This window comes from Providencia lanzhouensis, from assembly GCF_050469745.1.
GTDB classification, from domain to species: Bacteria; Pseudomonadota; Gammaproteobacteria; order Enterobacterales; family Enterobacteriaceae; genus Providencia; species Providencia lanzhouensis.
Window position 1 is genome coordinate 3,166,085 of record NZ_CP174123.1, and the last position, 26,488, is coordinate 3,192,572.

The window sequence follows — 26,488 nt, forward strand, 5'->3', positions numbered from 1 at the left end:
AAATGTCTATGGTTTTTCAATCTGCTGCTTATCCGCAGTAGCTTGATTAATAATCGCTTTTGCCATCCATTGAGCGATTTCAGTTACCTGATCATTATCCAGTTTCCAGATATCTTTTAATACCAAGAAAATTTCCGAACCGTAGATCACGGAAAACGCTTTGATGACTTTATCAATCACTTCATTCGGGAACTCAGATTTCATCGGTGATGTCACCATCGCCAAAATATCTTTACGATTACCACGCTCTAATCGTTTCTCTTCAGGTTCTGGTGAAGGTGATGAACGCCCAAGCGCCCACTGTTGAAGTGATGTTTGTAACGCCGCACGCAAAACCCCTTCGTGAGCAAACATACGCGGGAATGCATAGCGTAACAGTTCATCAATTCGCTCTTCTGTTTTTTCGCTTTGCGGCTTCCACGTCAAAATAGGACCGAGGCTAACATTCACCGTCGCGGCAATCAGGTCACTTTGCGTTGGAAAATAACGATACGCAGTCGCACGCGAAACGCCCGCTTCCATTGCTAACTCAGATACTGACGGCATTGCCCCTTTTTCAAATAGCTCAACTGCCGTTGACACGAGTAAGTTATAGGTACGTTTGCGCGTTCCTTTATAGTCTGGCATAAGATGGCTCAGTGGCATGTCTTTATCCTTAAAATCGCCTTTCTATGAGTGTAGACAATATCTTTCACAGTACATATTCGCCGATAAGCATTCTTAATCATCTGACGAGTATATCGTGTGCTCGCTTTCGAAATTACGCTATAAATACAGCACGGTAAATCATTATATTTAAATATTCAGGGACAAAAACCATTACTCTGATTTAACTATTTTATGATAACCACTCTATTTATAATGTTTTATCAACAAGATACAAGTCATCGTCTAAAGAACCAAGCAGATAACGCCAATAATGAGACTACAGTCTCATTATTGACTTATCGCAAATGATACTATAGTCTCATTGAGATGAAAAATTCAACACACCCTACACATATTAAGTAACCAAACAACGTTACATAAAAAAACAAAGGATTTTTCTATGCCAAAGCATCAGGGTTTTATTTATGTTGCAAGTACCCTAGACACCAAAAGCGCTGAACTTTTTTATGTCAGTGACTTAATTAAAAATGCAGGGCTTGCTGTACGTACCGTTGACTTGAGTACTCAGCCATCATTATTAGAAAAAAATGCGGATGTCACCGCCGAAATGGTTGCCAGTTTCCACCCTCAAGGCGCTGGTGCCATTTTCTGCGGGGATCGCGGAAAAGCGATAGAGGCGATGGCACAAGCCTTCAGCCTCTATCTTGCTGCACAAACTGACGTCGCCGCAATACTTGGGCTAGGCGGCTCAGGGGGGACGGCACTGATTACACCAGCAATGCAAATTTTACCTGTCGGTGTGCCAAAACTCATGGTCTCCACCATGGCCTCGGGAGATATTTCCGGGTATATCGGCGCAAGTGATATCTCCATGATGTACTCCGTCACGGATGTTTCTGGACTCAATGTTATTTCACGTAAAGTCCTGAAAAATGCGGCCAACCAAATTGCCGGCGCAGTCTGGTTTGATAACGGTGAAGGCGATACCGCTGAAAATAAACCCGCTATTGCCTTAACCATGTTTGGTGTCACCACCCCTTGCGTCCAGCAATTAACGGCAAAATTAGAACACGACCATGACTGCCTAGTATTCCATGCAACGGGAAGTGGCGGCAAAGCCATGGAAAAATTGATTGATAGCCGCTTATTAGATTCTGTTTTGGATATCACCACCACGGAAGTGTGCGACTACCTGTTTGGTGGCGTATTGGCGTGCGATGAAGACCGCTTTGGTGCCATCGCGCGAACCCAAACACCTTGCGTATTATCTTGCGGTGCGTTGGATATGGTGAACTTTGGTCGCCCTTCCACCGTGCCAGAACAGTATAAAGATAGACAGTTTTATCACCATAATGCCCAAGTCACACTGATGAGAACCACCGTAGAAGAGAACCGTCAGATGGGACATTGGATTGCAGAAAAGCTGAATGCTTGTGAAGGCGAAATTCGCTTTATTATCCCAACAGCCGGTTTTTCCGCATTAGATATCGACGGAGCGCCATTTTGGGATCCGCAGGCAGATCAAGCCTTTATCGACGCATTAACACAGCACTTAGTCACGACAGAAAAACGACAATTAATATTAAGCCCGCATCACATTAATTCACCTGAATTCTGTGAGCAGGTAATTGAATTACACCAGAAAATAGTAAACAAGTAGAGGTTCATCAATGAAACATAACCGCGAAGACTTACTGAAAAATTTCAGAGAGATGATTGCTCGTGGAGAACCCATCATTGGCGGTGGCGCAGGTACTGGTCTGTCCGCTAAATGTGAAGAAGCCGGTGGCATCGACTTAATCGTTATTTATAATTCAGGTCGTTACCGTATGGCAGGACGCGGCTCTCTCGCCGGCCTGCTGGCTTATGGTAATGCCAACGAAATCGTGATGGATATGGCGAAAGAAGTTCTCCCAGTCGTGAAGCACACCCCTGTGCTTGCTGGAGTTAACGGTACAGACCCATTCTGTCAGTTCGATAAATTTCTTGATGATATCAAGGCGACTGGCTTTGCTGGGGTACAAAACTTCCCAACCGTCGGGCTGATTGACGGTAACTTCCGTGCCAATTTAGAAGAAACAGGCATGGGTTACGGTTTAGAAGTCGATATGATCCGCATGGCGCATGAAAAAGGGTTATTAACCACGCCATACGTCTTTAGCCGTGAAGATGCCATTGCAATGGCACAGGCAGGTGCGGATATTATTGTGCCACACATGGGTCTAACCACTGGTGGTAACATCGGTGCGGAAACCGCTGTCACACTGGCGGATTGCGTTGAACTTATCAATGATTGGGCGAAAGCCGCAAAATCTGTGCGTGATGATGTGATTATTCTGTGCCACGGTGGTCCTATCGCCACGCCGGAAGATGCAGAATATATTTTAGCGCACTGCCCTGATTGCCATGGCTTCTACGGTGCAAGTTCTATGGAACGCTTACCGACAGAAGTGGCATTGAAAGAGACCACACAGCAATTTAAATCAATAACTCGCTAATTTTCATTCTGTATTTTTTGTTTTACTTTATTTTTGCCAACACCAGGACGCCTACTTCGGTAGGCGTTTTTCTTTCTATTTTTTATTCAACTTATTGGCTATCCACATCGGTCATTTGGTCTTTTTTCTTTTTGCGTAAACTCATTAGCCCAAATAATGCTGGCAAAACAACAGGCAACGAAAAATAGAGCACGCCAAACGCAAACGCCACATGCGGCTTTTCAGGGAACTCCCCGCCCGTACCAATAGAATCTAAATAATGAATGGATTCAAGATACTCTGGAGTAAGCCCTCCATACGGCACCATCCACGATAACAACAGCGCAGTAAAGATACTAAACATAAAGTTCATTGCCATTAAGGCGGAATAACCCATATTTTCTTGGCGTTCTTGGTCGGTTCGACTGGTTAATCCAAACAGCATCCGGTTTACCACCGTCGCACTGTAGAGATATAAAATGACAGGAGAATCTCCCAGAACTGACATATTAATGGCCAGTGCAAAAAGACCATAAACCAAGGCAAATCCTAATATCACAAAAAAATTCTTAAATACCGACATAAATACGCCGGAGTGCACCAGAATAAACTCGAATATAAGGATCAGCGTGAGGTTATAAATAATCTCGATACTGTAATTTTCAGGAAAAAACCAAACTGAAATAATAAAACCCACATAGAATATTGAAAATCCATAATTTATCATTTTTGAAAAAGCACGAATGACACTAAATGAATTTTGGGTCTCTTTGACGCTTTTTACCCCTTTATTTTTAGGGAAAAAGCTTGCCGCTGAGGATTGGCGCCCTTTATTTTTATTCGTAACCGGTTTCTTTTCCTTTGGTGTTTCCATTCCATTTCTCCGCTGACACTCTTATATGCTTATGTCGTACCAATCGTAAATAATGGCGTTATTCTGAAGGGGAATAAAATAAAAAGCGAGGAGAGAAAATGGTACGCGGTAGCAATGCTATTTATTATGCTGCGCACCATTAATCAGTGATTAAAGCATTTAAAAATTAAACCAGCTTAGCGATTAAACTATCTAAATCACCTTGCAGGAAATTCACTGGTGGGATTTCAATAACGGTATAAGCTCCCGCAGGCTGTTTCATGGTTGCACGTGCGGCAGATACCATAAACTGCGATGTTAATGCAGGGTTATTGATGCGCATTGAGTATTCGAATAACTGATTATGCGTCGCACCGGAAACCCCTTTATGGGTCATTTGAACGCCGTGCCCCACATCTTTTAAGGCATCAATGCTATCTACTTGGCGAATATGGGTTTCATCGGAAGAGAAATAACTATCTAGCTTGATCCCACGCACCACATCATCAAAACTTGCACCCGCTTCCAACTCAACATACACCATACGGCGATGGACACCAGTGCCTAGAGGGATGGTGACTGAAAGCGCATCTTTCACGCCATCAACCGCTTTCGCAGCTACACTGTGCCCCATGCTCATGCCTGGTCCAAAGTTCGTGTAAGTCACCCCTTTTGGTGCCATTGCCAGCATCAAGGTACGCATGATGGAGTCAGAACCAGGATCCCAGCCTGCCGATACAATTGACACACTGTTATGTTTCTTCGCGACACTATCAAGCTGGTGTTTTAATGCCACGATATCCGAATGTACATCGAAGCTATCTACAGTATTAATCCCTAGGCTTAAGATTTTCTCTGCTAAAGTTCCGATAGCGCGTGTAGGGGAACAAAGTAACGCAACATCCACACCATCTAATTTTTCGATGTCATCAACCACTTTATATCCGGCTAATTCCGCTGGAATATCTTGGGTATTACGGCGTACAATTCCGACTAATTCGAAATCATCAGCGGCTTGAACAGCTTCTAGTGCATAACGACCTATATTGCCGTAACCCACTATTGCTGTTTTAATTTTTGTCATTGTGACTCCTCGGTCATTCTGATGTCATATTTCAAATACAAGACACATATCAATAACAAATTTATATAGATTAAACAAAGCCTAATTATCTAAAAAGTTCCGACTTTTATTACTAGGTTACTTTATCAATTAGAGGTAGAATCCGAGCAAATCTCGTTCTTTTCTCTAATTTCAACGAATACAAAGGTTCTTAATGCATCAGCCCGATGTCACTGAGAGGTCACTCTATTCCCTCAGTTGGCCAATCTTTATTGATATTTTCCTTCATTTGGCCACCTTATTAATTAATACCTACATGGTGAGCCATGTATCGACTGCCTACCTCGCCGCAATGGGGGTCGGGAATCAGGTCTTTGACCTATTTATTACTATTTTTAACTTTATTAGCGTAGGGTGTAGCGTCGTTATCGCTCAATATTTGGGTGCAGGTCGCCGTGATAAAGCCAGCCAAGCTATTCATATTTCCATCGCCTTTAACTTTATATTAGGTTTCTCCAGCGCCTTAATTGCACTCTTTTTTGGCTACAAAATTCTGACCATTATGAATACTCCATCCCATTTAATGGATGATGGGTACGCGTATTTGCACATTTTGGGTATCTGTTTAATTCCAGAGGCGATCTCCATCATTCTCGCGGCTTGTTTACGCGTTTATGGTAAAGCTCAGCCGGCGATGTGGGTCACGTTGATTGCCAACATCATTACCGTGATTGGTAATATGATTGTGCTGTATGGCTTCTTTGGTTTACCACAATACGGTCTGGAAGGCGTTGCATGGTCAACGGTGGTTGGGCGCGTTGTAGCGGTCATTTTACTGTTCTGCCTACTATTCTATGGTTTAAGGATCAAGTTTACCCCGATGATGCTGATCCGCTGGTCCAGCAAAATGCTCAGTAAAATCCTGCATATTGGTTTACCAGCAGCAGGCGAAAACTTGGTGTGGATCCTGCACTTTATGACCGCATCCGCCTTTATCGGCTTAATGGGTGAAACTGCCCTTGCGGCGCAAACCCTCTACTTCCAGCTTTCCCTATTTATTATGCTGTTTGGAATTTCCATCAGTATTGGTAATGAGATTATGGTTGGGCATTTGGTGGGCGCTAAGCGCTTTGAAGATGCCTATCGTCGTGCGTTTAAGAGCTTGAAATGGGGCTTTTACGTCACTATCGGCGTGGTGTTTGTGTTCTGGTTATTCCGCGCGCCAATCCTCGATAGCTTAACGGACGATCAAGGCATCATTCAGCTATTACTGCCAATTTTCTTATTATCCGTGTTCTTAGAGCCGGGGCGTACTATCAACATCGTCATGGTAAACGCCCTTCGTGCCTCTGGTGATGCGAAGTTCCCATTATTGACCGCCGTGCTCTTTATGTGGGGGATCGCCATTCCATTGGGCTACTTCCTTGGCATAAAAATGGAAATGGGGTTAATCGGTATCTGGATTGGATTCTTTGTCGATGAGTGGGTTCGCGGGCTCACCAATGCGTGGCGCTGGCGTTCACGTAAATGGCAAAGCAAACGCCTCGATTTAGAAAGCTAAGCTTACGGTATCCTACCTATGAAAATAGGTAGGATTTTTGTGATCGGCATCATATTTGAAAATATTTACCCCCACTAAACCATATTAGAGATAAATTTTCTCTCTTATCCCCATTTATCCATAAACATTGTGAAGTTTTTCTCCGTCCTCTTCATTAAAATAATTCCATCACCACATGACTTTTAGGGATATAACCATGGCAACGCAAACTGAAGAACTTCTCTGGCAATATTTTATCAATGCCGTCAAACAAGACGTTAAACCTGCACTGGGCTGTACTGAACCCATTTCCCTTGCTTATGCAGCGGCAAAAGCAGCGTCTTATTTGTCATCGCCAGTGATCCGCGTTGCCGCATTTGTTTCCCCAAATCTCATGAAAAATGGTATGGGTGTCACCGTTCCGGGAACAGGAATGGTGGGATTACCGATTGCTGCGGCGCTAGGTGCTGTGGGTGGTGATGCTGATGCTGGGTTAGAAGTATTAAAATCCGCGTCGCCTGAAGCGATTGCACGCAGTAAAGCGATGCTCGCGGACGGTTCCATCACCGTTGATATTAAATCCCCTTGTGATGATGTTATCTATTCAGAAGCAACAGCCTACAGCGACAATGATTCTGCCACGGTGATCATCGCAGGCTCTCACACTCATATTGTCAAAATTATCCACGGTGATCGGGTTCTATTCGATATTACTGAGAATAAAACAGAAACTCGGGATCCCGTTGATTGTGGTACCGATGTCAGCTTACCGAAAGTCACCGCTAAGGCGGTTTATGAGTTCGCAACTCAAGCACCATTAGACGATATTCGTTTCATTCTTGAAGCCGCACACTTAAATGATGCGTTATCTCAAGAAGGTTTGCGTAATAGCTATGGTCTGCATATTGGTAAAACATTGCAGGCTCAACGTGACCGCGGTTTATTGTCCAAAGATTTATTATCCGAAATTATGATCCGCACAACGGCAGCCTCCGATGCACGTATGGGCGGTGCGGTATTGCCCGCCATGAGTAATTCCGGTTCCGGTAACCAAGGTATTGCAGCCACCATGCCAGTTGTTGTCACCGCAGATTACCTGCAATCTACCGAAGAACAGTTAGCTCGCGCGCTAATGCTCTCCCATTTAATGGCCATTTATATTCATAACCAACTGCCTGCACTTTCTGCATTATGTGCGGCAACCACCGCAGCAATGGGTGCTGCCGCTGGGATTGCATGGTTATTAGAAGCTCGCTATGACGTGGTCGCAATGGCAATCTCAAGCATGATCGGCGACGTCAGTGGCATGATCTGTGATGGCGCATCAAACAGCTGTGCAATGAAAGTCTCCACCAGCGCAAGTGCGGCATACAAAGCCGTATTGATGGCGTTAGATAATAGCTGTGTAAGAGGCTCGGACGGAATTGTGTCGGATGATGTGGATCAGTCGATTGCGAACTTGTGTTCGTTGGCGGCGGGTTCTATGCGGCATACAGACATTCAAATAATCGAAATAATGTCCTCCAAAGCTCGCTAATTCTTCGCTCTTCGAGCTGTCGCTGTGTTGGCTGCACTCATTAAGGCTAGTCACATACTTATGTATGCTCCTAGCCCTTAACTCGATTACCGCCTTGCGACAACTCGAATATCTTTGAATTAGAATCTTCTGTTAGCTTCTTCTTTGTTTTTATTGAGTTTCTAGTGCGGCGAATTTTTCGCGAATTTCGACTTCGGGAAGATCCATGCCGATGAAAACGAGGACGCTGCTGCGCGGTTCATCTTCGCCCCAATCTCTATCCCAATCGGCACTATAAAGGCGCTGAACACCTTGGAATAATAGGCGTTTTGGCTCGTCGACAATGGATAAAATTCCCTTATAGCGTAATAAATTATCTGCAAAACCGAGTAGTAAATCTTCCATCACTTGGGAGACGGCCATCAGCTCAACCGGATAATCAAACTCCAGCACAATCGACCCCACCTCATTTTGCTGCTTAGGGGCAAAACGGAACGTCGGTTGCTTAACATTGAGCTTTGAATCCAGCAAAAAGCCTTCAATATCTAACAGCAAATCTAAATTAATATCCCCATGAACCACTGGATAAATTGGTGCTCGGGCATTAATACGCTGCAAACGCTCAATCAGCGCATCGGTATTTGGCTCAATGTCGGTTTTGGTAAGAAGAATTCTGTCAGCATAGCCAATTTGCGCTTGAGCAATGGCGAAATCATTAAGTTGCTTATCGGCGTGAACCGCATCCACCAAGGTAATAATGCCATCCAATAAATAACGCTCGCACAGTACTTCATGGGAGAAAAATGTTTGTGTAATCGGACCTGGATCTGCCATTCCCGTGCACTCAATCACTAAACGCTCAAAATCGAGTTTGCCGCTGTCTAAACCGTCCAATAAATCCAACAACGCATTTTCTAACTCATTAGAACGGCTGCAACAAATACAACCATTACTTAAGGTGGTAATTTGCGTGGCACGGTCACCAATCAACGCATTATCGATAGGAACTTCGCCGAACTCATTTTCGATCACGGCAATTTTATGACCATGATCCGCGTTGAGAATGTGGCTCAATAGCGTGGTTTTTCCTGCACCCAAAAAGCCCGTTAAAATCGTTACATTGATTGGTTTCATTATTGCCCTCATCATGCCATTCATTGATAAGAAAGTTGGTTAACAGCAGCGAAATCCGCCTTTACCACTGCCGCCGTAGCGAGCATCTTGTCGTTCACGGAAAAACTCTTTATAGGTCATCACAGGTTTATCGGGGTGATTATCTTTCATATGCTGCACATAGGTATCGTAATCGGGGATCCCCACCAGCATACGCGCCGCCTGCCCTAAATATTTACCGGTTTTACCCAAGTTTCCAAACATAACCATCTCCAAAGGCAAAATGCCCGACATTGTTTTTTCGTACAATGTCGGGCTTCCCTTACTGTTTCGAGTGAAACTCAACTCGACGCATTATTCTGCTCTTAGTGTGAAGATGACACTTTCACACCCTCTTTAGGAACAGGAACATAGGGGGTTTCTTTATCTGTACGATTTGGGTTTTTATGGGCTTTCATTCCCACTCGAATACCGTAGAAGATAATACCGTAAACCACCACTAAGAACAGAATACTCAGACCCGCGTTAGTGTAGTTATTAATAATAATGTGATTCATATTAGTAATTTCTTGTGCCGTTAACTCAGCACCACCCGCGGCGATTTTCTCTTTGTAAGATTTCGCTAAGTATAAGAAACCTTCCAGTTGAGGATTATCACTGAATAATTTCAGTCCTAGTGCCCATGTAGTACAGATTAATAACCATACCGCTGGCAACACAGTCACTAAGATGTATTTACTGCGTTTCATCTTAATTAATACAACCGTACTCAGGACTAACGCTACCGCTGCCAGCATCTGGTTGGAGATACCGAACAGTGGCCACAAGCTCTTAACGCCGCCCAGTGGGTCAACAACGCCTTGATACAGTAAGTAACCCCACAAACCTACACATCCTGCTGTACCAATGATCCCTGCAAACAGAGAATCGGTTTTCTTCAGGAATGGCACGAAGTTACCCAGTAAATCTTGCAGCATAAAGCGACCAGAACGGGTACCCGCATCCAGAGCCGTTAAGATAAACAGTGCTTCAAACAGAATACCGAAGTGATACCAGAAGCCCATGTTGGCAGCTGGCATAATTTCGTGGAATACAAACGCAATACCGACAGCTAAGGTTGGCGCACCACCTGCACGGTTTAGAATCGAAGGCTCACCAATGTCTTTTGCTGTTTGCATGATTTGTTCTGGGGAAATGACAAAGCCCCATGAACTGACCGTTGCTGCCGCATGAACAGACACATCTTTCAGTTGCGCCATAATTGCAGCGCCATCTGGACCACCCAGCTCATGCAGGTTAGGCATAGTGATACCTAATGCTGATGGTGGGGTGTTCATTGCAAAATACAGACCTGGCTCGATGATAGAAGCTGCGACTAACGCCATGATAGCGACGAAAGATTCCATTAACATCGCACCGTAGCCGATGTAACGAGCGTCTTTTTCGTTCGCTAACAGTTTTGGCGTCGTACCGGAAGAGATCAAGGCATGGAAACCGGATACCGCACCACACGCAATGGTGATGAACAAGAATGGGAACAGTGTACCTTTCCAAACTGGACCAGAACCATCAACAAACTGTGTCACCGCTGGCATTTTCAGCTCAGGGTTCAGGATAACAATACCTACAGCCAAACCAACGATAACCCCAATTTTCAGGAATGTCGCTAAGTAGTCGCGAGGCGCCAAAATCAACCATACTGGCAGTAACGCGGAAACAAACGCATAACCGACTAATGCATAAGTAATCGTCGTATCTTTAAAGGTCAGTGCTGGACCCCAGTAAGGGTCATGAGCAATCACACCACCAAACCAAATAGAAGCGACTAACAGTGCAATACCGATAACGGCAATTTCACCCACACGCCCTGGTCGGATATAGCGCATATATATCCCCATAAAGAGCGCAATCGGCACAGTGGAGCAAACTGTGAACACACCCCATGGGCTTTCTGCCAGTGCCTTAACCACGATCAGCGCCAATACTGCGAGGATGATGATCATAATTAAGAAGCAGCCAAACAGTGCTAGCGTACCTGGGATTGGACCCAATTCTTCTTTAACTATCTCACCAAGAGATGCACCGTTACGGCGTGAGGAGATAAACAGCACCATAAAGTCCTGTACCGCACCCGCAAGAACAACCCCAGCCAATAGCCACAATGTTCCTGGTAAGTAACCCACCTGAGCCGCTAATACTGGCCCAACTAATGGACCCGCCCCTGCGATAGCCGCAAAGTGGTGACCAAACAGAACGTTTTTATTGGTTGGAACATAGTTTAAGCCGTCATTATTAATGACCGCCGGTGTAGCACGCGTTTCGTCCAACTTCATCACTTTTTTAGCGATATATAAGCTGTAGTAACGATAAGCAATCAAGTACACCGCCACAGATGCGACGACGATCCACAATGCACTAATGTGCTCGCCGCGTCTTAGCGCGACAACCCCTAAACAGATTGCACCGATGATCCCGAGGATCATCCATGGAATGTGTTTTAAAATACCATTTTTGTTCATAGAACACCCTTCTGAGGTAGAACGAACATGCCATTAATACGTAATTACCGTTTATTAAACTGCGAAAACGTTGTTTTTAATCGTTTTCGATGAATAACAAATGATTTTTTAATAGGCAGTGGTTGAATGATTTTGAATGTAAAAAATTGAGTTCTGCCATAGTGGGTATGGTAAAAAATTACTATCAGGAAAAGCGAAAAGTTACCTTGAGTGGTGGCATACAGAATTAAGCGGTTAGTTTTTTGCGGTGAATGGTTTTCAAGAGTCGCTAAACCCTCAAAAAATGTGATCTGAGTAACAAATATTTTTCATTTCAATAAGTTAAGTAACTTTTAAAATCATATTTAGATTGTGACTTTTGTTAAATTCCTGAGGTTAATGCATGAATAAAACGCTAATTTTCCCTACTCAGTGGATTAACAATTTCTTGCCATTCGCCCCCAACCCACCAGCTATGTTCTCCGTCGGTTTGTCGCTCACACTTCTTGCCTACCTTGGCTTTACTGTTTTCAAATGGATATGCACAATCATAAATCGGCTCAATCACAATCTCTCCGGTTTGGGCGTTGGCATAACCTATTTTTTCCCCCTGACGAATTCGGTATAGCCCTTCACTCGCAGGGTCGAGACCATTATCAAAATAGTAAAATTGATACACTTCATTACCCTGCTTATCTACGAGCCTGATACCACCTTTTTTGTATACGCTTCCTTTAAGGCAATACAAGAAAGGTGAAGAAGGTTCAAAGCAGCGGATTTTTTCGCTTTCATCTTCCGCCATTAACTGAAACTGTTCTTCGAGTGGCATGGCAGCTGCCATCGTCGTCAACACACAACCCATCAGCATGCTTTTTATTAGTATCGCTTTCATTCGTAAAGATGCCTCTCATTTTATTAGGCGTTCAGCATCCCTTAAAGCATTCCCAATGAGTATCAGATAATCACGCAATTTTTTTCTATGCATCTTTTTCGTTCGCACTATTTTTCACTAAGAATAAACCAATTAATAAAGCATTAACTTATTAATGAAATTAAAAATAAGACTAAAAAGTTATGAGATTAATATTTTCCTTTTAAATAACAATAATTAGAGAAAATTAAAAAATAGTTACTTAGGAAATTATTTTTGAAGCGAATCACACTAACAGAACATTATTTATACATTAATAACCTAAAGGCGTTATTGTTAAAGAAATGATGATTGAATGTTAATTTCAACAGGGAAATAAAATGAGCACACAAAAATATGACTATATTATTGTCGGTGCAGGCTCCGCAGGTTGTGTTCTCGCCGCACGTCTGATCCAAGAAACCCAAGCTCGCGTGCTGCTTATTGAAGCGGGCGGTAGCGATAACCATATGTTTATCCGTATGCCTGCTGGTGTCGCTAAAATTATTGCCCAAAAAAGCTGGCCATATGAAACCGAACCTGAACCTCATGCCAACAACCGCAAAATGCAAATTGCTCAAGGTCGCGTGCTGGGGGGCAGTAGTTCAGTCAATGGCATGATCTACATTCGCGGGCAAAAACAGGATTATGATAACTGGGCACACAAGTACGGATGCGAAGGCTGGGGTTACCAAGATGTTCTACCGTGGTTTAAAAAAGCCGAGCGCAATGAAAGCTTAACCGGAGAATACCACGGCACGGAAGGACCTCTTCCCGTCAGTGAAAACCGTTATCGCCATCCACTTTCTATGGCATTCATTCAAGCGGCTCAAGAACATGGTTTACCATACGTTAATGACCTTAATGGAGAGAGCCAGCAAGGAACCAGTTTCTATCAAACCACAACTCACAACGGGGAAAGAGCCAGTACATCCAAAACCTATTTGAAATCAGTAGCAAATAGCGACCGTTTAACCCTCAAGCTCAATACCCAAGTTAACCGCATTATTATTCGCGATGGACAAGCAGTCGGCGTGGCTTACCAAGGTAAAAATGGTCACGAAATCGAAGCCCTAGCGCGTGAAGAAGTGTTGGTTTGCTCCGGTGCAATGGGGTCAGCGAAGTTGTTGATGCTCTCTGGTATCGGACCTGAAGAACACCTTTCCTCTTTAGGGATCAAAACCGTGGCAAATTTACCGGTGGGCAAAAACTTTCACGATCATTTGCATATGTCTATCAACGTCACCACCAAAGAGCCAATCAGCTTATTTGGTGCCGACCAAGGCTTTGCCGCTATCAAACATGGTTTTGAGTGGATGGCATTTCGCAGTGGGCTACTCGCTTCTAACGTTTTAGAAGGCGCTGCCTTTAAAGACAGCTGCAACCAAGGTCGCCCAGATGTGCAAATTCACTTTTTGCCTATTTTAGATAGCTGGGATGATGTACCGGGGGAGCCGCTACCCGCCGCTCACGGTTTTTCACTGAAAGTCGGTTACTTACAGCCTAAATCACGCGGGGAAATTTTACTGCGTAGCCAAAACCCGCAAGATCCGTTAAGAATTCACGCCAATTACTTGGCTGAACCAGAAGATATGGAAGGTTGTAAACGTGCGGTGAAATTCGGTTTAGAGGTATTAAGCCAGCCATCATTGCAAGCTGTCAGTAAAAATACATTAATGCCGCCAGCCCAAGTTCAGCATGATGAGGGGCAATTAGAAGAGTTTGTGCGTAATTTCTGTAAAACAGTTTATCACCCCGTTGGCACCTGCCGTATGGGTACCGATACCGCAAATTCCGTCACTGATTTACGTCTTCGCGTTCATGGGATCAACAAACTACGAGTGGTGGATTGTTCGGTGATGCCAGAAATTCCAAGTGGCAATACCAATGCGCCAACCATCATGATTGCGGAGCGTGCAGCCGCGATGATTATTGAAGATAAACAATAATCCCCCTAAAAAGCCCCCCGCCAGAACCTAACAGGCGGGGGATAATCACTATCCTGTTACTTTCACTCGAGCCGCCGCTGTTTTTGCCATCTCTAGGGCTTGCTCAATCGAATCTCCGACCGCAAGCGCTACACCCAAACGGCGAGTTCCCGCAATTTCCGGTTTGCCAAATAAACGCAATTGAATATCAGAACCGAGTGCCTCGTGAATGCCCGAAAAAACCACATTCCGACTATGCAGCTCAGGTAAAATCACAGCCGATGCGCTGGCACCATACTGACGAATAGTGCCAATCGGTAAGCCTAAGAAAGCACGAACATGTAATGCGAATTCAGACAGGTTTTGAGAAATCAACGTCACCATGCCGGTATCATGAGGGCGAGGAGAAACTTCGTTGAAAATGATCTCATCACCACAGACAAACAGCTCCACACCGAATAAGCCGTATCCCCCTAAAGCGGTGACAATTTTCTTCGCTACGTCCTGTGCTTTTTGCAAAGCAGCATCACTCATCGCTTGCGGCTGCCAAGATTCGCGATAATCACCTTTTTCTTGGCGATGCCCAACTGGTGCACAGAAATGCACACCGTCTGCCGCGCTAATGGTTAGTAATGTAATTTCAAAATCGAAATTCACCATTTTTTCAACAATCACGCGCCCTTGACCTGTACGCCCGCCTTCTTGGGAATAATTCCACGCACTATCAAGCTGCTCCGCTGAGCGAATGATGCTCTGCCCTTTCCCCGATGAGCTCATGACTGGTTTTACAATGCAGGGAAAGCCAATTTCATGGGCTGCGGCTTCAAAATCCGCTTTCGTTTCCACGAAGCGGTATTCCGACGTCGGCAGTTGTAGCTCTTCGGCAGCTAAACGACGGATCCCTTCACGGTTCATGGTTAGGTAAACCGCATTGGCAGATGGCACGACTTTTTGACCTTGCTTTTCGAGTTCCACCAACGTTTTGGTGGCAATCGCTTCAATCTCAGGAACGATAAAATCTGGTTTCTCACTTTCAACAAGTTGGCGTAGTGCCTCACCATCCAACATATTGATGGTGTAGCTGCGATTAGCAACATGCATCGCAGGTGCATTGTCATAGCGATCCACCGCAATCACTTCAATACCCAAACGCTGGCACTCAATCGCCACTTCTTTACCTAACTCCCCCGAACCGAGAAGCATAACTTTTGTCGCGCTAGAACAAAGTGCAGTACCTAATTGGCTCATGATAATGACCTTATATCCCCAGAGATAAATGCAGCTACATAAAAGATAATGTCTAAAAAGATGGCAGGATTATATACGCAATCGTTTGCTTTGACTATGATAGAAGCATAGCCCGTTAATAGTATTATCTGTAAAACAGGCTAACCCATTAAAATTAAAAGTTAAATTTTGGGAGATTCATCCCGCCCAGTCACATACGGTTGATGGCGGGCACCTTTGCCATAGCGTTTATGGAGTAGCGCTAATACACAAAACAGTAAGCCAATCCAAATCAAGGTAAAACTGACACCTTTGACCCAATCGAAAATTTCATTAAACAGGAAAACCGCTAACAAGAATTGAATTGTTGGCTCGATATATTGCGCTAAACCAATCACCGTTAATGTGGTGCGTTTAATGGCTGCCGTGAAAAAGAGTAATGGAATGATAGTCACAGGCGCCGCCAACATGTACAGCATTTTGGTTTGCCAATCACCATTTTCTACCGCGCTCATTCCATGTGCGGATAACCACCATGTAATACCTATCGCCAAGGGTAATAACCAAAGCGCCTCTAAAAACAGCGAGGTGATAACATCAAAACGAATAAATTTACGGATCAAACCATAAACTGCAAAAGCGCTCCCCATCACTAACGCTAAAACGGGCAATTCCCCATATTGTATGATTTGGTAGGCAACACCTGAAAAAATAAACACAACCGCCAGTTTTTCAGCAAAGACTAAACGCTCTCGCAAGAAAATCACACCTAGCAAGATTGAAAACAGCGGGTTAATAAAATACCCCAAGCTCGCAGCCAGTACTTGCCCATGAGTTAACGCATAGGTGAAGGTTGTCCACGATACCGCCATAATCGAGGAACTAAAAAAACATAACACAATTGAACGTTTATCCGCCCACACTTGCTTCCACAGGGATTTATTCTTGATAAGCAACCGAATGAAAAATAAGAACGGAAGAGACCAAATCAATCGTTGCGCCAGTAATTCCATGGCTTGTGCATCAGGAAGTAACCGATAAAACAGCGGGGTTATCCCCCAAAGAATATAAGAAAAGATAGCTAATGCTACCCCGGAACGCAGCAACATAATTTATCCGTATGAAAGTGTGGTTGATTTTTCTTCTCTATAATACGCCAATAACGGAAAGATAATAGGTTGAAGTGCAAACTATCACTAAGGTTATCGATCAATTTATTCACACTAAACACTTTTATTAATCATACGAAAACCTATAGTGCAATATCTTTTAAGGAAATCATTACGTGTATTCACTCACTTTTTTAGAGTACTTTGCAATTTTACTGAGATAATTTTAATGACTTAACCACAAAACTTAAAAACAGAAAAAAATTATCAAGGAGGATGATTAATTAAATTTCATAAAATTGCTAATAGTGCTTTTTATGACTACCATTTTGCGATATTATTACTTAGCTAAATAACATTATTTTCATGTTATCTAGAAAACATAATAATCGTAAGACAAGCTTAAAACTCTATCTTGTTACAAAACATTAAACAGATGTTACGTTTTGACACATACTTTAACCTTTGTTTCTTTTTTATATTAAAATTAGGCAAGTACTTTTTTTAATATCATTTACGTTCAGCAATAATCTATAAAAAAGAATAGTTGAAAATATATTACCATTTCCATCGGTGAATTATTCTCATTCTATTAAACTACGTTAATTTGAATGTCAAATCCGTTTAACAGGAGTTTGGTGATGAATAGCGCCATTCATGTAATCGTTGAAAACGATAATGTCTTTAAGAATAAACTGAAATCAAAGATGGAATCTTTTGATTTTATATTTAAATTCTATAATGACGAAGAGGTATTTATTAGTACTTATACTTACCCTAAAGAAGATAATGCAAAGGATTGTGTTTTATTATTCGTAGGCAATAACTCCAGTCATATTAATAAATTAAAAAACCTTACTCAATCTTTAGCCGTTGTTCCTGTTATCGTCATCGCAGAAGAACCTTCTGCTGCACTATGCAGAGACTACTTCAAGGCTGGAGCCTTTGATTTCTACGCATTTCCATTTGATGACAGAGTGTTTCTAAGCGCTATTCAGGGAGCTAATGAACACTTCGATAAACAAAATGAAAATCATAAAAAATATATCTATTTAACCAATAAATTCGACCGTCTCTCAGCTAGAGAGCGTGAAATTATGGACATGATTTTAGACGGAAACACCAGCCGAGAAACGGCCGAAAAACTGTCATTATCACCAAGAACCGTAGAAGTGCACCGTTCAAATATTTATACAAAACTAGGAATAAAATCACTACCTCAATTAATCCAAGAGTATGAATATATTAATACTTATTCTGCAAACGCTTAATTCTCTTTATTCACCAGACACCCCCTCTGCCTAATGGTTTATCAAAAAACCATTAGGCATTTTCCGTTCGCAAAATCACCCAGAAAAATATAATTAAATTTAGATTTTTATTTAGATAACTATTTAATTTAATCATTTAACTTAACTATTCACTTAACTATTCGGTTAACTATTTTTCACTATCAAACTTAGCATAATGATTATGCTTTCTATTCCTCTTTATTAATCTATCATCCTAAAATAACTATTTTTTAAGCAATAGTGGAAAATCAAATAAATTGCACTATCATTTTTATACAGGAAAACTGTTACTCTAGTTATTAATGATAAAAATCGCATTTATGGCTAAATATAAAATTAATATATTTAGTTTAAAATAAAATATAAACCTATATATATCCCCGCAACCATTTACTCCAACTGTGAGTATGTGAGTTCACTGAAATAAAAATCTATAACATCAAATTAAAACCAATTCCTAAAAAAAAGCGTACTGAGATCAACATACTTAACAACAAGATAGGTTGATAATCTTAGCTCTTTTTCATTTCTTCTCTTTCGTTTCGCTGAAAGGCGTGACTGAGCCCGCAATCAATATGCATTGATATGTTGGGCTTAGTGATTACCGTAAGGCTGTGTGATTTGAATGCTTCGAACGTTTTCAGCATTGCTGCAGAAAATCAGTAGAAGCTTTTTTTATTGGCAGGGCTGTTTTTATTGGCGGACTATTTTTATTAACTGGACTATAGCTTGTATTCGCGAATATCAATCTGATATTGCTTCAGCTTGCGCCACAGTGTAGTACGCCCCATGTTTAATGCTTGATGCATCTCCTGAATTTTTCCACCGTACGCCAACGCGGCTTCGATGATTAGCGCTTTTTCCACTTCATGAATGTTCAAGTCGTGGAATAGATTATGTCCGTGTGTTTTCTCTGAAAGTTTTTGCCAGTAAAAGTGACACTTTAGCTTTTCACTAATTTCTCGCCCTAGGGTAAGAGTGAGAGCTAACAGTATATTACTGCTGGTTGACTCCCCACGTAACACCAACGTGGCTAACAAGCGCGTTTCATCATAAATAGGGGCGAAATAGTAAGTATGTCCTTGTGAGTTAATTGGCTGGTCATCTAGAGAAGTGACCTGTATTTGAGAGAATATCCAAGATGGCAACATGGCGCTGCAGTCTGATTTACGGTTAGACCATAAAGTTTGACCGTATTTATCCAACAACATTCCTTCAATGTCGAAATCATGGATAGGTGATAAACCATTTGTGATGGCTTCACTTGCCAGTTGTATCAATAACTCCGGATCAATGGAGCATGATGATTTTTCTGTAAGCTGTGCGAGTTTGGGAATTGTAAAATCAATAGTCATAATCAGCCTTATTCTTCGATAAGTATTCTCCCTGATTATGTCAAGTTATCAGTTAAGTTTTATATCCTAGATCAAGTTATGATTTGATAGATTTTGGCGGGATGATATAGATCAAGTATTTGAAATATAGAAAAAACCCCAAATAGTGGGTTATATCGAAAAAAGCCTGCGAAAATGATTCGCAGGCTAAATTTTGAGCCAGATGATAGCCTATTTTTTATTCGCTAACAACGGTACCCCACAGGTCATATTCATCAGCATGCTCAATCAGCACTTTAACGATATCCCCTGCCTTCACATCAAACTCGCCATTGAGGTACACCATACCATCAATTTCTGGCGCATCGGCCATACTACGACCCACTGCACCTTCGTCATCGACTTCATCGATAATAACTAAAAGCTCGCGACCCACTTTCTCTTGTAAGCGCTGAGTGGAGATCTCTTGCTGAAGCTGCATAAAACGATGATAACGCTCTTCTTTAATCTCTTCAGGTACTTGGTCAGCCAGTTCATTCGCTTTTGCGCCTTCAACTGGGCTGTATTTAAAGCAACCAACTCTATCTAATCGCGCTTCTTGTAAGAAATCCAACAGCATTTGGAAATCTTCTTCTGTTTCACCAGGGAAACCAACAATAAACGTCGAACGTAATGTCAGCTCAGGGCAAATTTCACGCCAGCGCTTAATACGCTCTAACGTTCTTTCTACCGCTCCTGGACGTTTCATCAGTTTTAAAATTTTCGGACTGGCGTGCTGTAATGGAATATCCAAGTAAGGTAACACTTTACCTTCTGCCATTAATGGGATCACATCATCAACATGTGGGTATGGGTAAACGTAATGCAGACGAACCCAAACACCCATAGAAGCTAGCTGCTCACATAATCCAACCATGCTGGTTTTCACCGGCTGACCATCCCAGAACCCCGTACGGTGTTTAACATCCACACCATAAGCAGACGTATCTTGAGAAATCACCAGTAACTCTTTAACGCCTGATTCCACTAAACGCTTAGCTTCATTTAATACATCACCAATAGCACGGCTATCTAAGTCACCACGCATAGAAGGGATGATGCAAAAAGTGCAACGGTGGTTACAACCTTCCGATATTTTTAAGTAAGCGTAATGTTTTGGCGTTAATTTTACGCCTTGCTCTGGGACTAAACTAAAGAACGGATCATGCTCTGGTTTTGGCACATAGTGGTGCACGTGATTTAACACTTGTTCATAACTATGTGGACCCGTAATTTCTAATACCTTCGGGTGAACTTCACGGATTTGGTTCTCTTTTGCGCCCAGGCATCCTGTCACAATCACTTTACCATTTTCGTTCAATGCTTCGCCGATAGCTTCTAACGACTCTTGAACGGCACTATCAATAAAGCCACAAGTATTCACGATAACCAAATCGGCATCGTCATAGCTAGGAACGACTTGGTAACCATCAGTACGCAGCTCCGTTAAAATACGCTCTGAGTCAACGAGGTTTTTTGGGCAGCCAAGTGAAACAAAGCCAATCTTTGGCACTGAATTCGTATTTTGCGACATAGCTCACTTCTTTATTATGTTATAGATATTGTTTTAAAAAATGGGCTGGATTTTACCTGAAGTATAGCGGGAATTGTATATTTTTTTAGCGATGAAAATGATATTTCGAGCGAAATTCCCGCACCATTTCGAGCCCGGGAATTTCACTCAGAAAAACAGCAAAGATTAGCGGTTAATTGAGCGGGCGATACGGGAATAGGTGTGTCTAACACCGCGGATCACAATACTGTAATTCAAGATATTCTCCGGTAAGGCAATGCCGTTATAACCTGAGTCACCAATATGATGTAAATCTGTTCCTGCCATTTTGCACATTAACGCAATCTGGCGGATGGTTTGTAGGTCAGCCCCTTCTTGGGATGTGCCAATCGCGGTCATGGTCATCACTCGCTGAGAATGGCAATAACCCACCATTCTTTGCACAAATTCCGAGGATATGCCCGGAACGGTACCCGGTGCTGGCAATAAAATAATATCCGCACCACTCTTAATAAAGGAATGAATATCCTCTTCGGTAATTAACTGCTCAGCAGACGCATTGAGGACTCCCGCCGCATGCATTTTTCCCGTAATAAGAACAATCTCTTCCCCCACCACCGCTTTGAGTTCTTTGAGGCTTTGGTTGATTTCTTGATTAGTGACACCATTGCCCGGATTCCCAGTCAGGACAATAATATCTGCCCCCATCTGCTTTAATTTCAGGGCATTTTTGACAGTGGCCAAGCGCCCTTCAGAAATTTGCCACTGTTTATCTTGATGGGGATTATTAAATCCTGCTGGCACTGGTTCCAAATTCACGCCAATCGCGCGTCCTGTTAAGTGCTTTAAGGTACGGATAATGTCATCGGGTGCAATGCCTTCTGGTAAACCTTGCATCACCGGATTATTCACATCAAAAACATTCAATAGCAAAATATCTGCGCCTTGGCTTGCTGCCAGTTCCGCATTAGTGACATTCATCAAGACTGGCTGAATAGTCCCGATAGTTTCACTCACCAGTAATCGCCCTTCGCTGGCTTTAATCGCTTCCAGTAAGCTTTTCTTATTCATTTTCGCAATTTCAGAAGCGGAACAATCCAAATAACGTTTTTGCATCTCCAGTACCTCGACTTTATACCTAATAAATACCGTTCAACGTTTCGACTATAGCATGTGAAACCGACTACAGTGTCTGAAGCAAATCACCTTTCTAATACTTATTTTTTATCACTAAAAAAGAAAGTATTAACACTTTGATTAATATTAAATTTAAATATATTCATAGTAAGGATTGGATATAAGCCTAAAACATTCTGCTTGTTTTTGATTAATAGTAATGATTATCATTATGCTTCTAACTTCATTCAGGTAAGGATGTCACAATGAAATTCGCTTATCAGGCAGCCGTTTCGGGCTTAGCCTTATTCTCTCTATCCGCCTTTGCTCAAGAGTATCCTCTCGGTCACCCAGTCATTAAAAACGGCATGGAAATCCAAGGTGTTTATTTACAGCCTATCACCATGGACACCGAAGAAGGCCACCACAAGATGGCTCACCTGCCAGCGGATAAAGCCGACGTTCACTTAGAAGCCGACATCCACGCAGTAGAAGATAACCCGAACGGCTTTGCAGAAGGTGATTGGATGCCTTACTTAACCGTCGAATATACCGTCACCAAACTGGGCGATAAGCCACAGACTCAATCAGGCACCTTTATGCCGATGGTAGCAAGCGATGGTCCTCACTACGGTGAAAATATTAAACTGGACGGCAATGGTAAATATCGCGTTACCTACAAAATTTACCCACCTTCACACAATCAACAAGCCGCTTTCGGTCGTCACATTGATAAAGAAACTGGGGTTGCCCCTTGGTTTGAACCGTTTGAAGTCTCTTGGGATTTTGACTATGCCGGCATAGGTCGCAAAGGCAGTTACTAATTTTTCAATGATGCGCTGAGGGCTTTCGCGGGGGTAATATTCCGCGCGAGCCCTTTTTCGCTAGTAAGGAACTCTCAATTTTCAATAAGTTTGAGCCAACAATGAAAACATTACTCAGCTTTTTACTGGTTTTTATTTGTGCATTACTTCCGCAATCAGCCTTAAGCGCCGAAAAATATACCGTTGAATTAGAAATGAAAAATGGGGATTTAATCCCTCGCGTTCTGGAAGTGCCAGCGAAAACCATTATTCGTATCAAAATTACCAATACCGGCACTGAACCCGCAGAGTTTGAAAGTTTGCAACTGCGCAAAGAAAAAGTATTAGCACCCGGCGCCAGTTCCGTGGTGGTCATTGCACCGTTAAAACCAGGTAGTTACACATTTTTCGACGATTTCCATCTGTCACATCCAAAAGGCGAGATCATCGCTAAAGAGTAGGACTCAACATGGGACAAGTTCTCTTTGTAGTTTGGCGCGAAAGTTTTGAAGCGCTGTTAGTTATCGGCATCATTTATGCGTGGATCAAACGCCACCCTGACGCTCGCAATGGAATGAAATACCTGTGGGGCGGTGTTGGGCTGGGTATCGCCACGTCCATCTTACTCGCACTGCTGATTTACGGCGTATTCAATGTCCTTGATGACACTGGGCAATCTATTTTCATGATAGTCATGGAGATCCTCGCCTGTATCTTGATTGTTCAAATGGTCTATTGGATGAACAAAAGCGGCGGCTCGATGAAAAAAGAGCTGGAATCAGGTATCAATCGTAATGCAGAACACCATAGTTGGTGGGGTGCAACCTTGATTATCGCTATCGCGATTGCCCGTGAAGGTAGCGAAATTGTCGTTTTCCTTTCCAGTTTTATCATGTCGTTGACCGCTGAAAATGCCAACGAATTTATCTTTGAAGTTGCAGCGGGTGTCGTTATTGCGGGTATGACGCTATATGCCTTCTTATTAACTAACCGAATTATTTCATGGAAAATTTTCTTTAAAGTCACTGGCGTGATTTTACTGTTCCTTGCCCTCTCCTTGCTGCTTCGAGGCGTTGAAGAAATTTCAAACTTAATGATTGAGTTTGACTATCCAATTCCGGAATTTTTAATCTACCCAGCATGGGATACCAGCGCATTACTGGATGATTCTGGTGTAGCTGGCAACTTTATATCATCATTCTTTGCATATCGTTCACAGCCAATTTGGCTCAGTGTTATCACCTTTGTTGTCTATTGGATTGTGATCCTCGCACTGTTTGTTTGGAGCAAAAAACATGCCGCTAAACGGAACTTACAAAATGCGTAAAATCACCCACTTAGCCATTAGCGTAATCGTTGCTTCACTCGTGGCATCTACCGCCTATGGAAAAGCCCTACGCTCCCCTGTGCAAACAGGGGACAACATCATTATTGCTAAGGGGGATATTCCCACCCCTGAAAAATATCAGCCTGCCATTCAAGAATACTTATCCTTCGTCAACAAGGAGTTAAGTGAAATGGTGGAGCAATTAGAAAAACTCAATCAAAGTGTGCAAAAAGGTCAATTAGCGCAGGCGAAAGCGGCCTATATTCAAGCCCACCAGCACTATGAAACCGTGCGTCCGATCATTGTTTTGTTTGGTAATACCGACCGAACCATCAACCCTCGTGCGGATTATTTTCTGGATAAAGAAAAAGACTACCGCTTCGTGGGATTTCACTTGGTTGAATACCTTTTATTTGCCAAGCAAGATCTCAAAGCAGCGCTGCCAGCATCTGATGAGCTGTTATTAAAAGGAAAAGATTTACAAAAGCGTGTCTTAACCGAAACCATTGAGATTCCGAAATTGGTGCAAGCCTCCGCAGATTTTATGGAGATGATCCTAGAAACAAAACTGTCGGGACAAGAGAATATTTATAGTCTCTCTGACCTGTCAGATATGGCGGCTAATGCCAAAGGTTCTCAAGCCATCATCGAGGTGATCAGTCCGTTTATTGAATCCAAGACCCTCGATCAGATAAAAGAAAATGATCAGAAAATTAATAAAATAGTGCGGTCATATCAATTAGTTAAAGGCCAATACAAGCCTTACAGCCAACTAAAACAACAAGACAAAATGGCGCTCTATTCCCTGTTAACGCAACAAGCCGAACTGCTCGCGACATTGCGCGCTCAGTTAGATGTTGATGTTTACTATAAATATTAAGGCATAAATTTATGCAAGCTAAACTAAAAAGCGAGTCACAACCTTTGGGGTTTTCTCAATCTAAAGTTTCTCGCCGCCATGCGCTAAAAACCTTAGTCATGGGAGGTGCAATCCTCGCCGCCCCCGCCCTCAGCGCAAAAGCATCCATTGCGGATTGCGAACTGACTTATGATAAAAGCATCAATTATTTAGGTTCACACCAAGCGGGTGTGTTAACCCCAGAACAGAAAAATGCCTCGTTTATCGCTTTTCGAATCACGTCAACGACCCTTGATGAGCTGCAAGCGCTGTTCTCGGTATTAACTCAACGCATTGCTTTTCTGACCCAAGTACAAAAATCCACGCCAAATCAGAATGATAAAATGCCTCCCGCTGAGTCTGGGATTTTAGGCACGCTCATTCAACCTGACGCCCTGAGTGTCACGGTTTCCTTGGGAGATAGCTTATTTGATTCACGCTTTGGATTAGAAAAGCTTAAACCGAGTCAATTGGTGGAAATGACCAGCTTCCCGAACGACCGTTTAGAAGACAAATGGTGTGGTGGTGATGTGGTGCTGCAAATTTGTGCCAATAGCCAAGAAAGCGTGATTTATGCGCTGCGCGATATTCTCCGCCACACTTCACCTTATTGGTTCCCGCTATGGAAAATCGATGGGTTCTTACCATCACGGGATATCGATAGACGCTCTACCCCAATTAATTTATTTGGCTTTAAAGATGGCACTGGTAATGCACCAGCCGACGATAGCAAATTAATGGATGAGCTGATTTGGGTGACTGAGGATAACAAAGAGCCATCATGGTGTGTCGGCGGTACCTACCAAGCGGTTCGCCTAATTCGTTTTAATCTCGAATTTTGGGATAGAACACCGCTGGAAGACCAAGAAAATGACTTTGGGCGCCATAAAGCAACAGGTGCCCCCATGGGGATGAAGCACGAAATGGATGACCCTGCATTCGACAAAGATCCGCATGGTGACCGCGTGTTATTTGACTCCCATATGCGCCGTGCCGAACCAAGAAATCCAACGCGCCACACCGCCAAGTTACGTCGCCGTAGTTACAGCTACTCTCTTGGCTTAACTGATAACGGCGCTCTGGATATGGGACTGATTTTCGTTTCATACCAAAAGAACTTAAAAACCGGCTTTATTGATACTCAAAAACGGTTAAATGGCGAACCACTAGAGCGCTATATTAAACCGTTTGGTGGGGGTTACTATTTCGTTTTACCCGGCATTCAATCAGAGCAAGACCAACTTGCTAAAGGGTTATTTGCCGCGCTGAAAGACACTAAATAGCACCATAAAAAAGCCCCGAATATTATTTCGGGGCTTCTAG

23 protein-coding genes are annotated in these 26,488 nt (G+C 42.8%); 11 read left to right on the plus strand and 12 right to left on the minus strand.

Annotation, left to right across the window (positions count from 1 at the left end; translation table 11 throughout):
- Nucleotides 1-6 precede the first annotated feature (6 nt).
- Entirely contained in the window at nt 7-645 is a 639-nt protein-coding gene (locus tag ACIH2S_RS14910; RefSeq protein ID WP_036955604.1) for a TetR/AcrR family transcriptional regulator, read from the minus strand.
- 403 nt (nt 646-1,048) lie between these two features.
- Between ACIH2S_RS14910 and ACIH2S_RS14915 the strand changes: the two genes are divergently transcribed.
- Both ACIH2S_RS14915 and ACIH2S_RS14920 read left to right on the plus strand, forming a co-directional pair.
- Nucleotides 1,049-2,269: a Tm-1-like ATP-binding domain-containing protein gene (locus tag ACIH2S_RS14915; protein ID WP_036955606.1), complete on the plus strand. Its 1,221-nt coding sequence runs from the start codon at nt 1,049-1,051 to the stop codon at nt 2,267-2,269.
- 10 nt (nt 2,270-2,279) lie between these two features.
- A complete protein-coding gene (locus ACIH2S_RS14920) occupies nt 2,280-3,107 on the plus strand; it encodes a phosphoenolpyruvate hydrolase family protein (protein ID WP_036955608.1) in 828 nt (275 codons plus the stop codon).
- Nucleotides 3,108-3,198: 91 nt separating this feature from the next.
- Here the strand turns inward: ACIH2S_RS14920 and ACIH2S_RS14925 are convergent, their stop codons facing one another.
- Entirely contained in the window at nt 3,199-3,960 is a 762-nt protein-coding gene (locus tag ACIH2S_RS14925; RefSeq protein ID WP_036955611.1) for a hypothetical protein, read from the minus strand.
- 166 nt (nt 3,961-4,126) lie between these two features.
- Entirely contained in the window at nt 4,127-5,023 is an 897-nt protein-coding gene (locus tag ACIH2S_RS14930; RefSeq protein ID WP_108478351.1) for a diaminopimelate dehydrogenase, read from the minus strand.
- Nucleotides 5,024-5,216: 193 nt separating this feature from the next.
- Between ACIH2S_RS14930 and ACIH2S_RS14935 the strand changes: the two genes are divergently transcribed.
- Together ACIH2S_RS14935 and ACIH2S_RS14940 are read left to right on the plus strand one after the other, a co-directional pair.
- Nucleotides 5,217-6,563, plus strand: coding sequence for an MATE family efflux transporter (locus ACIH2S_RS14935; RefSeq protein WP_036955617.1), 1,347 nt, complete (start codon nt 5,217-5,219; stop codon nt 6,561-6,563).
- A 196-nt stretch (nt 6,564-6,759) separates the two neighbouring features.
- Entirely contained in the window at nt 6,760-8,079 is a 1,320-nt protein-coding gene (locus tag ACIH2S_RS14940; RefSeq protein WP_321146636.1) for a serine dehydratase subunit alpha family protein, read from the plus strand.
- A gap of 150 nt (nt 8,080-8,229) precedes the next feature.
- Here the strand turns inward: ACIH2S_RS14940 and yjiA are convergent, their stop codons facing one another.
- The 4 genes from yjiA to ACIH2S_RS14960 form a co-directional block, all read right to left on the minus strand.
- A complete protein-coding gene (gene yjiA, locus ACIH2S_RS14945; RefSeq protein WP_349487968.1) occupies nt 8,230-9,192 on the minus strand; it encodes a GTPase in 963 nt (320 codons plus the stop codon).
- A 39-nt stretch (nt 9,193-9,231) separates the two neighbouring features.
- Nucleotides 9,232-9,435: a YbdD/YjiX family protein gene (locus tag ACIH2S_RS14950; RefSeq protein ID WP_036955629.1), complete on the minus strand. Its 204-nt coding sequence runs from the start codon at nt 9,433-9,435 to the stop codon at nt 9,232-9,234.
- A gap of 101 nt (nt 9,436-9,536) precedes the next feature.
- Entirely contained in the window at nt 9,537-11,690 is a 2,154-nt protein-coding gene (locus ACIH2S_RS14955) for a carbon starvation CstA family protein (RefSeq protein ID WP_036955633.1), read from the minus strand.
- Nucleotides 11,691-12,084: 394 nt separating this feature from the next.
- A complete protein-coding gene (locus ACIH2S_RS14960) occupies nt 12,085-12,561 on the minus strand; it encodes a WG repeat-containing protein (protein ID WP_108478354.1) in 477 nt (158 codons plus the stop codon).
- Nucleotides 12,562-12,920: 359 nt separating this feature from the next.
- On the opposite strand from ACIH2S_RS14960, the gene ACIH2S_RS14965 reads away from it, so the two are divergent.
- Nucleotides 12,921-14,528 carry a GMC family oxidoreductase gene (locus ACIH2S_RS14965; RefSeq protein ID WP_036955638.1) on the plus strand — a complete coding sequence of 536 codons (1,608 nt, stop codon included), beginning with the start codon at nt 12,921-12,923 and terminating at the stop codon, nt 14,526-14,528.
- Nucleotides 14,529-14,576: 48 nt separating this feature from the next.
- Here the strand turns inward: ACIH2S_RS14965 and purT are convergent, their stop codons facing one another.
- Nucleotides 14,577-15,755 carry a formate-dependent phosphoribosylglycinamide formyltransferase gene (gene purT, locus ACIH2S_RS14970; RefSeq protein WP_430247658.1) on the minus strand — a complete coding sequence of 393 codons (1,179 nt, stop codon included), beginning with the start codon at nt 15,753-15,755 and terminating at the stop codon, nt 14,577-14,579.
- Nucleotides 15,756-15,916: 161 nt separating this feature from the next.
- Nucleotides 15,917-16,843, minus strand: a complete 927-nt coding sequence (gene rarD / locus ACIH2S_RS14975; protein ID WP_036955645.1) for an EamA family transporter RarD — start codon at nt 16,841-16,843, stop codon at nt 15,917-15,919.
- Nucleotides 16,844-17,484: 641 nt separating this feature from the next.
- On the opposite strand from rarD, the gene ACIH2S_RS14980 reads away from it, so the two are divergent.
- Nucleotides 17,485-18,114, plus strand: coding sequence for a response regulator transcription factor (locus tag ACIH2S_RS14980; protein ID WP_036955649.1), 630 nt, complete (start codon nt 17,485-17,487; stop codon nt 18,112-18,114).
- A gap of 743 nt (nt 18,115-18,857) precedes the next feature.
- Here ACIH2S_RS14980 and ACIH2S_RS14985 read toward each other — a convergent pair.
- The 3 genes from ACIH2S_RS14985 to ACIH2S_RS14995 all read right to left on the minus strand — a co-directional run bounded on the left by ACIH2S_RS14985 (nt 18,858) and on the right by ACIH2S_RS14995 (nt 22,137).
- The gene (locus tag ACIH2S_RS14985) at nt 18,858-19,415 is read right to left on the minus strand and encodes a helix-turn-helix domain-containing protein (RefSeq protein ID WP_230083282.1); all 558 of its coding nucleotides are present in this window, start codon (nt 19,413-19,415) and stop codon (nt 18,858-18,860) included.
- 292 nt (nt 19,416-19,707) lie between these two features.
- Nucleotides 19,708-21,042: a 30S ribosomal protein S12 methylthiotransferase RimO gene (gene rimO, locus ACIH2S_RS14990; protein WP_154600113.1), complete on the minus strand. Its 1,335-nt coding sequence runs from the start codon at nt 21,040-21,042 to the stop codon at nt 19,708-19,710.
- A gap of 165 nt (nt 21,043-21,207) precedes the next feature.
- Entirely contained in the window at nt 21,208-22,137 is a 930-nt protein-coding gene (locus ACIH2S_RS14995; protein WP_108478358.1) for a PEP phosphonomutase, read from the minus strand.
- A gap of 266 nt (nt 22,138-22,403) precedes the next feature.
- On the opposite strand from ACIH2S_RS14995, the gene ACIH2S_RS15000 reads away from it, so the two are divergent.
- The 5 genes from ACIH2S_RS15000 (at nt 22,404) to efeB (ending at nt 26,448) form a co-directional block, all read left to right on the plus strand.
- The gene (locus ACIH2S_RS15000; protein ID WP_036955660.1) at nt 22,404-22,961 is read left to right on the plus strand and encodes an iron transporter; all 558 of its coding nucleotides are present in this window, start codon (nt 22,404-22,406) and stop codon (nt 22,959-22,961) included.
- A gap of 101 nt (nt 22,962-23,062) precedes the next feature.
- A complete protein-coding gene (locus ACIH2S_RS15005) occupies nt 23,063-23,401 on the plus strand; it encodes a cupredoxin domain-containing protein (protein WP_036955670.1) in 339 nt (112 codons plus the stop codon).
- An 8-nt stretch (nt 23,402-23,409) separates the two neighbouring features.
- The gene (locus ACIH2S_RS15010; protein WP_430247660.1) at nt 23,410-24,267 is read left to right on the plus strand and encodes an FTR1 family iron permease; all 858 of its coding nucleotides are present in this window, start codon (nt 23,410-23,412) and stop codon (nt 24,265-24,267) included.
- Nucleotides 24,260-25,147: an EfeM/EfeO family lipoprotein gene (locus ACIH2S_RS15015; RefSeq protein WP_108478360.1), complete on the plus strand. Its 888-nt coding sequence runs from the start codon at nt 24,260-24,262 to the stop codon at nt 25,145-25,147. Before ACIH2S_RS15010 ends, ACIH2S_RS15015 begins: the two co-directional genes overlap by 8 nt.
- Nucleotides 25,148-25,158: 11 nt before the next feature.
- A complete protein-coding gene (gene efeB, locus ACIH2S_RS15020; RefSeq protein ID WP_154600114.1) occupies nt 25,159-26,448 on the plus strand; it encodes an iron uptake transporter deferrochelatase/peroxidase subunit in 1,290 nt (429 codons plus the stop codon).
- Nucleotides 26,449-26,488 lie beyond the last annotated feature (40 nt).

Excerpts from the sequence above, each read along its gene's own strand:
- ACIH2S_RS14910 (WP_036955604.1), bottom strand. The coding sequence starts at position 645 with ATGCCACTGAGCCATCTTATGCCAGACTATAAAGGAACGCGCAAACGT.
- ACIH2S_RS14915 (WP_036955606.1), top strand. The coding sequence starts at position 1,049 with ATGCCAAAGCATCAGGGTTTTATTTATGTTGCAAGTACCCTAGACACC.
- ACIH2S_RS14920 (WP_036955608.1), top strand. The coding sequence starts at position 2,280 with ATGAAACATAACCGCGAAGACTTACTGAAAAATTTCAGAGAGATGATT.
- ACIH2S_RS14925 (WP_036955611.1), bottom strand. The coding sequence starts at position 3,960 with ATGGAAACACCAAAGGAAAAGAAACCGGTTACGAATAAAAATAAAGGG.
- ACIH2S_RS14930 (WP_108478351.1), bottom strand. The coding sequence starts at position 5,023 with ATGACAAAAATTAAAACAGCAATAGTGGGTTACGGCAATATAGGTCGT.
- ACIH2S_RS14935 (WP_036955617.1), top strand. The coding sequence starts at position 5,217 with ATGCATCAGCCCGATGTCACTGAGAGGTCACTCTATTCCCTCAGTTGG.
- ACIH2S_RS14940 (WP_321146636.1), top strand. The coding sequence starts at position 6,760 with ATGGCAACGCAAACTGAAGAACTTCTCTGGCAATATTTTATCAATGCC.
- yjiA (WP_349487968.1), bottom strand. The coding sequence starts at position 9,192 with ATGAAACCAATCAATGTAACGATTTTAACGGGCTTTTTGGGTGCAGGA.
- ACIH2S_RS14950 (WP_036955629.1), bottom strand. The coding sequence starts at position 9,435 with ATGTTTGGAAACTTGGGTAAAACCGGTAAATATTTAGGGCAGGCGGCG.
- ACIH2S_RS14955 (WP_036955633.1), bottom strand. The coding sequence starts at position 11,690 with ATGAACAAAAATGGTATTTTAAAACACATTCCATGGATGATCCTCGGG.
- ACIH2S_RS14960 (WP_108478354.1), bottom strand. The coding sequence starts at position 12,561 with ATGAAAGCGATACTAATAAAAAGCATGCTGATGGGTTGTGTGTTGACG.
- ACIH2S_RS14965 (WP_036955638.1), top strand. The coding sequence starts at position 12,921 with ATGAGCACACAAAAATATGACTATATTATTGTCGGTGCAGGCTCCGCA.
- purT (WP_430247658.1), bottom strand. The coding sequence starts at position 15,755 with ATGAGCCAATTAGGTACTGCACTTTGTTCTAGCGCGACAAAAGTTATG.
- rarD (WP_036955645.1), bottom strand. The coding sequence starts at position 16,843 with ATGTTGCTGCGTTCCGGGGTAGCATTAGCTATCTTTTCTTATATTCTT.
- ACIH2S_RS14980 (WP_036955649.1), top strand. The coding sequence starts at position 17,485 with ATGAATAGCGCCATTCATGTAATCGTTGAAAACGATAATGTCTTTAAG.
- rimO (WP_154600113.1), bottom strand. The coding sequence starts at position 21,042 with ATGTCGCAAAATACGAATTCAGTGCCAAAGATTGGCTTTGTTTCACTT.
- ACIH2S_RS14995 (WP_108478358.1), bottom strand. The coding sequence starts at position 22,137 with ATGCAAAAACGTTATTTGGATTGTTCCGCTTCTGAAATTGCGAAAATG.
- ACIH2S_RS15000 (WP_036955660.1), top strand. The coding sequence starts at position 22,404 with ATGAAATTCGCTTATCAGGCAGCCGTTTCGGGCTTAGCCTTATTCTCT.
- ACIH2S_RS15005 (WP_036955670.1), top strand. The coding sequence starts at position 23,063 with ATGAAAACATTACTCAGCTTTTTACTGGTTTTTATTTGTGCATTACTT.
- ACIH2S_RS15010 (WP_430247660.1), top strand. The coding sequence starts at position 23,410 with ATGGGACAAGTTCTCTTTGTAGTTTGGCGCGAAAGTTTTGAAGCGCTG.
- ACIH2S_RS15015 (WP_108478360.1), top strand. The coding sequence starts at position 24,260 with ATGCGTAAAATCACCCACTTAGCCATTAGCGTAATCGTTGCTTCACTC.
- efeB (WP_154600114.1), top strand. The coding sequence starts at position 25,159 with ATGCAAGCTAAACTAAAAAGCGAGTCACAACCTTTGGGGTTTTCTCAA.